The 7,279-nt window shown below is 61.8% G+C and carries 6 protein-coding genes and 1 pseudogene; 4 read left to right on the forward strand and 3 right to left on the reverse strand.

Features of this window, described 5'->3' with window-relative positions; genetic code table 11:
• The 4 genes and pseudogenes from secD to ACN0Q0_RS17080 form a co-directional block, all read left to right on the forward strand.
• On the forward strand, positions 1–2,006 hold a 2,006-nt coding region (secD, locus tag ACN0Q0_RS17065; RefSeq protein ID WP_417244433.1), incomplete at its 5' end, for a protein translocase subunit SecD.
• An 86-nt stretch (positions 2,007–2,092) separates the two neighbouring features.
• Positions 2,093–2,197: pseudogene (locus ACN0Q0_RS17070) on the forward strand (FtsW/RodA/SpoVE family cell cycle protein); the annotation flags it as partial.
• Positions 2,198–2,569: 372 nt separating this feature from the next.
• Positions 2,570–3,145, forward strand: a complete 576-nt coding sequence (locus tag ACN0Q0_RS17075; protein WP_164213575.1) for a TRAP transporter small permease subunit — start codon at positions 2,570–2,572, stop codon at positions 3,143–3,145.
• The gene (locus ACN0Q0_RS17080) at positions 3,145–4,536 is read left to right on the forward strand and encodes a TRAP transporter large permease (RefSeq protein ID WP_164213574.1); all 1,392 of its coding nucleotides are present in this window, start codon (positions 3,145–3,147) and stop codon (positions 4,534–4,536) included. Before ACN0Q0_RS17075 ends, ACN0Q0_RS17080 begins: the two co-directional genes overlap by 1 nt.
• A 70-nt stretch (positions 4,537–4,606) precedes the next feature.
• Here the strand turns inward: ACN0Q0_RS17080 and ACN0Q0_RS17085 are convergent, their stop codons facing one another.
• From ACN0Q0_RS17085 to ACN0Q0_RS17095, 3 genes are all read right to left on the reverse strand, one after another.
• Positions 4,607–5,701 (reverse strand): TRAP transporter substrate-binding protein, encoded by a 1,095-nt coding sequence (locus tag ACN0Q0_RS17085; protein ID WP_164213573.1) that lies wholly within the window; start codon positions 5,699–5,701, stop codon positions 4,607–4,609.
• A gap of 57 nt (positions 5,702–5,758) precedes the next feature.
• Positions 5,759–6,568, reverse strand: coding sequence for an NnrS family protein (locus tag ACN0Q0_RS17090; protein WP_343504785.1), 810 nt, complete (start codon positions 6,566–6,568; stop codon positions 5,759–5,761).
• 44 nt (positions 6,569–6,612) lie between these two features.
• The coding region (locus ACN0Q0_RS17095) for an FAD-binding oxidoreductase (RefSeq protein WP_417244434.1) at positions 6,613–7,279 on the reverse strand (667 nt) is incomplete at its 5' end.

Consider the following 7,279-nt stretch of genomic DNA (forward strand, 5'->3'; position numbering starts at 1 on the left):
TCTTCGAACGCATCCGCGAGGAGCTGCGGGCCGAGAAATCGGTCTGGCGCGCCGTCGGCAAGGGCTTCGACAACGCCGAGACCCTCAAGAGCCTCATCGGCACCACCGCGAAGCTCTCGTTCAACGCCGTGCTCGCCGGCGCCGGGCCGGACGCAGTCACCCTGCCCTCTGCCAGCCAGCCCGAACAGAGCTACAACCTCGATCCGCGTGCCGTGGTCACCGGCGAGGACCTGACCGACAGCCAGCCCAGCTTTGACCAGAACGGCCGCCCCGCGGTCACCTTCCGCTTCGACAGCTCGGGCGCCCGCGCCTTCGGCGACTTCACCGCCGCCCATATCGGCGAGCCCTTCGCCATCGTGCTCGACGGCGAGGTGCTCTCGGCCCCGGTGATCCAGAGCCACATCCCCGGCGGCTCCGGCATCATCACCGGCCAGTTCACCGTCGAAGAGGCGACCGAGCTCTCGACCCTGCTGCGCGCCGGCGCGCTGCCCGCCGAGCTGCAGTTCCTCGAAGAACGGACCATCGGGCCGGAGCTCGGGCAGGACAGCATCACCGCCGGCGCCCGCGCCGCCGTCGTCGGGCTGGTCGCGGTCTGTGCGCTGATGGTGCTGAGCTACGGCGGCTTCGGCCTTGTCGCCACCTTCGCGCTCGGCATGAACATGGCGATGCTGCTGGGGCTGCTGTCGGCCATCGGCGCCACGCTCACCCTGCCCGGCATCGCCGGGATCGTGCTGACCATGGGCATGGCGGTGGATGCCAACGTGCTGATCTTCGAACGCATCCGCGAGGAGCTGCGGGCCGAGAAATCGGTCTGGCGCGCCGTCGGCAAGGGCTTCGACAACGCCTTCTCGGCCATCCTCGACTCTAACCTCACCGGCCTGCTGACCGCCGGGCTGATGTTCTGGCTCGGCTCCGGGCCGGTGCGCGGCTTTGCCGTCACCATGGGGCTCGGCATCCTCACCTCGATGTTCACGGCGGTCTTCGTCACCAAGCTGGTGCTGCAAAGCTGGCTGGAATGGCGCAAGCCGCGCAGCCTGAGGATGTCGGGCCTGCTGAGCCGCCTGTCCGAGAAGACCACGATCAACTTCTTCCGCGCGCAATATGCCACCTTTGGCGCCTCGGTGCTAGCGGTGGTGGTTTCGGTCTTCCTGATCTTCAGCATGGGGCTCAACCTCGGCATCGATTTCAAGGGCGGCACCAGCATCCGCGCCGAGACCCAGCAGAGCCTCGACATCGGTGCCTATCGCACGGCGCTGGCCGGGATCGGCATGCAGGATGCGGTGATCACGCAGGTCTTCGACCCGACCTTCGCGCCCGACCAGCAGGTGGTCTCGATCCGCATCGGCGCCGAGGGCGGCGACGCCGCGCTCTCGCAGGAGACATTGACCAAGGTGCAGGACGCACTGCGCCAGACCGATCCGGGCATCGCCTTCACCTCGGTCGAGACGATCGGCGGCAAGGTGTCGGCGGAACTGCTCTGGATGGCCCTGCTGGCGGTCGGGGCGGCGACGGCGGGGATCCTCGTCTACGTCTGGGTCCGCTTCGAATGGCAGTTCTCGGTCGGGGCGGTGGCGGCGCTGGTGCATGACGTGGTGGTCACGCTGGGGGTCTTCTCGCTGTTCCAGCTGAAGGTCGACCTGACCATCGTGGCGGCGCTGCTTACCATCCTCGGCTACTCGATCAACGACACGGTGGTGGTCTTCGACCGGGTGCGCGAGAACCTGCGCAAGTTCCGCCAGATGCCGCTGCGCGAGCTGCTCAACCTCTCGGCCAACGAGACGCTGAGCCGGACGCTGATGACCTCGCTGACCACTCTGGTGGCGCTGATCGCGCTGCTGGTGCTGGGCGGTGACGTGATCCGCGGCTTCGTCTTCGCGATCACCTTCGGCATCGTCATCGGCACATGGTCGTCGATCTACGTCGCCAAGAACATCGTGCTGATGCTCGGCGTCGACCGCCGCAGCCGCGAGGAGCGCGAAGCCGCGCTGGCCCAGAGCCACGGCTGAGCCACGGCTCGCGACCCCGCCGGTTTGGGCCGGCGGGGACCCATCCCAAGTTCGGAGCGCATGCACGATGACCTATCTCGTCACCAATCGGCGTGCCGCTACCGCTGGTCAGTTACGGCGGCTCGGCGATGATCGCGGTGATGGTCGCCTTCGGCTTCGTCCAATGCGCGCATGTGCATCGCCCAAGATGACGCCTAGCTGACATGTGAAAATGGCGCGGAGGTATGTCGGTAGTAAGTTGGCCTGTATCTCGGCGAGCGCTTGAGCAATTTGAGGGCTCCGCACCCAGCGCGCATGCGTGCGACGAGACATCCGAATACCAAGATCCGCGGAAACTCCAAGGACGGCCGAGGGAGCGTCGAGTAGTACACTGCCCACGAGTGACCAGCGGGAGCGGGTAACTCTGCCGGCGGATCTTGTCGCTCTTGCACAAATCCGGCACAGCCACCGTAGCGAAAGTACAGTGCATTCCTCTTCGTGAGACGGTGGACTTTTGTCTTACGTCAGGCATACAGCAGGCAAGATGCATAGCCGCGGCTATGTTTGAGAGGAGAACACGCATCATGCAGAAACTAGGGCGGCTAGCCGCCATGATCTGCACGATCAACACCGTTGTCGGGATAATCCTGTCTTGGCTATCGGCAGCGATCGTGCTCGTTTGCTTCACAGTCGTCGTGCAGCGATACGCATTCGCGGTCAGCCACGTCTGGATGCAAGATCTGTACATCTGGCTCAATGGCGCAATGTTCACCGGCATCGCCGGTTTTGCGCTTCTGCGTGACAGTCATGTACGCGTCGATATCTTCTATCGCCCGGCAAGCCCCAAAAGGAAGGCCGTCGTAGATCTGGTTGGTGTCATCATATTCCTCTTGCCGATGATGTTCGTTATTTGGATCTACTCACTCCCCTTCGTGACGCGCTCGTGGAACTATTCCGAAGGCTCTGCAAATGTAGGGGGCATGCCTGGTCTATACATTCTGAAAACTTTTATCCTGGCCTTCACCGTCCTCGTGGCGCTTCAGGGCCTGGCGATGATCATCCGCTCGCTACTCATGCTGGGCGGCCGTGAAGATTTGGTGCCCGAAAGAATGCGCTACTCGAGACAAGAAGACCCAGCACATCCGACGGAGGCAGTTTGATGGATCCCATCCTGATCGGCGAGATGCTCTCCGGGCTGATGTTCTTCGGCATTATCGGTTTTCTACTACTGGGGTTCCCAGTCGCATTCACTCTCGCTGGCACGTCCCTGCTTTTCGGAGCAGTGGGCATGTATTTTGGCGTCTTCGACCCTTCCAACTTCGGGTCCCTACCCAACCGATACATTGGCTACATGACCAATGAGGTGCTGGTGGCCGTGCCTCTCTTCGTCTTCATGGGGGTGATGCTCGAGCGATCCCAGATCGCCGAACAACTTCTCCTGACAATGGGTAAGCTCTTCGGCAACCTGCGTGGTGGCCTTGCTATCTCCGTCGTCATTGTTGGCGCCATGCTTGCAGCTTCCACAGGTGTCGTCGGCGCCACCGTCGTCACCATGGGCCTGATCTCGCTTCCAGCCATGATGCGCGCTGGCTATAAGCCCACAATCGCGACCGGCGTCATTTGCGCCTCGGGCACGCTTGGGCAGATTATCCCACCCTCTACAGTCCTGATTTTCATGGGCGACATGCTTTCCGGCATCAACGCCCAGGTTCAGATGGCAAAGGGCAACTTCGCGCCCACGCCTGTCTCTGTCGGAGACCTTTTCGCTGGGGCCCTGATCCCCGGCCTCCTGCTGGTGGCGCTCTATATCGGGTATGTCGTCTTCAAAGCGATCACGGATCCTGAGAGCTGCCCCGCGACGCCGGTGCCCCCGGAAGAGAGGCATCACCTGAAACGCGAGGTCTTCACCGCTCTTCTGCCGCCACTGCTGCTCATCCTTGCCGTACTCGGCTCGATACTGGGCGGGATTGCGACACCCACAGAGGCAGCCTCCGTTGGCGCCGTCGGCGCGACCGTTCTTGCTGCCGCACGTTGGAAGCTCTCTTGGCGAATTCTGCAGGAAACGACAATTCAAACCGCCACCATCACCAGCATGGTGTTCATCATCCTGTTTGGCGCCGCGGTCTTCTCGGTGGTTTTCCGCATGATGGGCGGCGATAATCTCGTTCACGAGTTCCTCACTGGCTTGCCGGGTGGTCCGCTTATGGCCGTCGCGGTCGTGATGGCAATCATGTTCGTGCTGGGCTTCATTCTCGACACCTTCGAGATCATCTTCATCGTCATCCCAATTACCGCGCCGATTTTGCTGGCTATGGACATCAACCCGGTCTGGCTGGGCGTTCTCGTTGGTGTGAACCTTCAGACATCGTTCCTTACCCCCCCATTTGGGTTCGCATTGTTCTATCTTCGCGGCGTGGCTCCGGACAACGTCCCTACTTCTGCGATCTACCGAGGCATCCTGCCGTTCGTAGTCCTTCAGATCATCGCCATTGCGCTTCTGTTCGCATTCCCTGGCGTTGTGACGTGGCTCCCGTCCATTATTTCCGGGTAGCAGCTAACGAACTCCACAAAAAAAGGCCCGGGTGTTAGCCCGGGCCTTTCTGCATTCGCACCGATAGGTTTCAGAGCGTGAAGTACTTAGCTCGCGCCTGAATGAAGTTCAGGTCGTTCCCTTCCGTGCGCGTCCGCATGATATTCAGGGACTCGATGAAGTGCTCGGTGACCTTGCGTGTCATCTCATCGTCGCTGTCGCGAAGTTCGGTGATGATTTCCATCGACGCTTTGGCACCGGCTTCGAGGATCTCATCCGGGAACTGTCGCACTTGCACACCATGCTCGTCCACCAGCGTTTTCAGAGCGCGGGGATCGTTCGCAATGAAATCGGATGACACGGTATCGTACTCGGCCTGGCAGACATCCCGCACAATCGCCTTCAGATCATCTGGGAGAGCCTGATACTTTGCTTTGTCCACGACGAGTTCAGTTGCAAGGCCGGGCTCGACGAACGACGGGAAGTAGTAGTTCTTCGCGACCTGGTAGAACCCGAGCGCGAGATCGTTATAGGGGCCGACAAACTCAGCGGCATCCAACGCGCCCGACTGCAGCGCCTGGAAGATCTCACCCGCAGCCATGTTCGTGACCGTAGCGCCGAGTTTCTCCCAAACGCGACCGCCCAGGCCCGGGGTACGGAACCGAAGGCCCTTCAGACTATCGAGGCCAGTGAGCTCTTCCCGGAACCAGCCACCAGCTTGGGTGCCTGTGTTTCCCGAGAGGAAGCCTTGGACACCGAATTGATCATAGACTTGATCCCACAGGTCCTGACCGCCCATGTGACGCACCCAGGCAGCGATCTCACCGGCCGTCATCCCATAAGGAACGCCAGTGAAAAAGGACAGAGCTGTTGACTTGTTCTGCCAATAGTAGGCCGCCCCATGGCTCATCTCTGCGGTGCCATCGATGACAGCATCAAGAGACTGAAGCGGGGGAACCATTTCACCGGCTGCATAGACCTGCACAGTCAGGCGTCCGCCAGAGGCAGCGGTGATCCGGTCAGCAAGCCGCTGCGCACCAACACCGAGCCCCGGAAAATTTTTAGGCCAAGTGGTGACCATGCGCCACGTGATGCGCTCTTGCGCAAGTGCGGGTGTTGCGAGCGTTACTGCGCTAGCACCTGCACCGGCAAGGCCAGCACGGCGGATGAAAGAACGACGATCCATATTTCCTCCCAAGGTTACTTAAATAAGATGGCTAAACAATGTCGGCCAGCCCATGTGCTACGCATACAGGACCAGAGGTCGCTGTCCAGCGTGGTGCGGACTTGCATTGATTTTGGTTTGTCTACGTGTTTCACAGTTCCGAAATTGGAGCGGTGTCCTGAGCTGCTTCCGGTATCGACTTCCTTCCGGCGCGTCTTCAGGACTTGCTCTGAAAGCGAGAAGCCGCTCGCGTTTGTGGCATCCCTGTAGCGAAAGAACCTCCGCGTGAGCGAAGACACGATCCGACCGCCGACAAGGGCGATCATCATCAGCGCAGCGCCAAGCCCGATCCTCAGCCCCATGCCTCCGGCCGCGTACCCCCCCGCGGGCCTCGACGTGGAAGAGGAAGTTGCCGCCGAGAAAGATGCCGAGCAGCGCAACCACACCGAGGTTGTGCCAATTCCGTCCCGCCACAATCTCGCGGAGCATCACCAGCGCCAGGGCCAGCAGGAAGGACACGTCCACCGAAGCTCCGAGCCCCGCCGGCAGCAGCGCCGAGACTCCCATGGCCAGCCTGCCCACCAGCCATAGCGTGAAGAGCAGTATCAGTGGCCATCCGACGATCGGCATCCGCCCGGTCCAATTGGGCACCGCCGTCATTATGAAGCCGGCCAACACCGCCCCAAGGTAACCAAAGAGGAATTCATGGGCGTGCCAGGACACCGGGTCGAGCCGGGTCGGCAGTGCGAGTGTGCCGGGCAGCAGCGCGAGCCAGAGGCAGGCCGACAACACCGCCCAGACCCCGGCCCCCAGGAAGAACGGCCGGAAGCCGTAGCTGAACACCGCCGGGCCGGTCCAGGCCCGCATGCGATCCGAAGTCGTGGCCATTCCAGTGTCTCCTCAAATTCGGTGTCGGTGCGCGTTCAGGTGGCTCACCCTATCGTCACCGCTGCAGGTCCGAAGAACTCATGGTGAATGCGCGAATCGGGCACATTCGCCGCCTTGAGCCCACGCACTATCGCCTGCATGAAACCAACCGGGCCGCAGATGAAATAGTCGGCCTGCTCGATGTCGGTGTTCTCGGTCAGCCAGGCAGGGTCGATGCGTCCCTCCAAGACCCCCTCCTCGCGTTCCCGCCCGCCGAGATCCTCATAAAACGCAAAGGTCGCGTCGGCGAGCCTACCAGAGGTTCCGGTCATGGCGTGGCGCTCCGGATCCTGCGCCGCGTGAACATGGATCATGCGCAGACCTTTCCCGCCAAAGGCTTCGAGCATCGAGATCATCGGCGTCAGTCCGACACCGCCCGAAAGCAGCACCACTTCCTGCTTGTCACAGGGATCAAGGAAGAAGGCACCCGCGGGCGGCGCGACGTCGATCCGCTGGCCCACTTCGGCCACCTCGTGCAGCCAGCTCGACACGCGCCCGTGCGGCTCGCGTTTCACGGTGATGCGGTAGGTCTGACCGTTTGGCGCCGAGGAAATCGAATAGTTCCGCCGCTGCTCCTCGCCATCGGCAAGATGGAAGCGGAAGCTGAGATACTGGCCAGGGAGGTGCTGGACGACTGCGCCGCCGTCCACGGGACGCAGAACGAAGGAGATG

It is taken from the genome of Celeribacter sp. (assembly GCF_048259695.1).
In the GTDB taxonomy this organism is placed as follows: domain Bacteria; phylum Pseudomonadota; class Alphaproteobacteria; order Rhodobacterales; family Rhodobacteraceae; genus Celeribacter.

What these genes read in the sequence shown, in the direction of transcription:
- ACN0Q0_RS17085 (WP_164213573.1), bottom strand. Translation starts at nt 5,701, where the DNA reads ATGGATCGTCGTTCTTTCATCCGCCGTGCTGGCCTTGCCGGTGCAGGT.
- ACN0Q0_RS17090 (WP_343504785.1), bottom strand. Translation starts at nt 6,568, where the DNA reads ATGGCCACGACTTCGGATCGCATGCGGGCCTGGACCGGCCCGGCGGTG.
- ACN0Q0_RS17080 (WP_164213574.1), top strand. Translation starts at nt 3,145, where the DNA reads ATGGATCCCATCCTGATCGGCGAGATGCTCTCCGGGCTGATGTTCTTC.
- ACN0Q0_RS17075 (WP_164213575.1), top strand. Translation starts at nt 2,570, where the DNA reads ATGCAGAAACTAGGGCGGCTAGCCGCCATGATCTGCACGATCAACACC.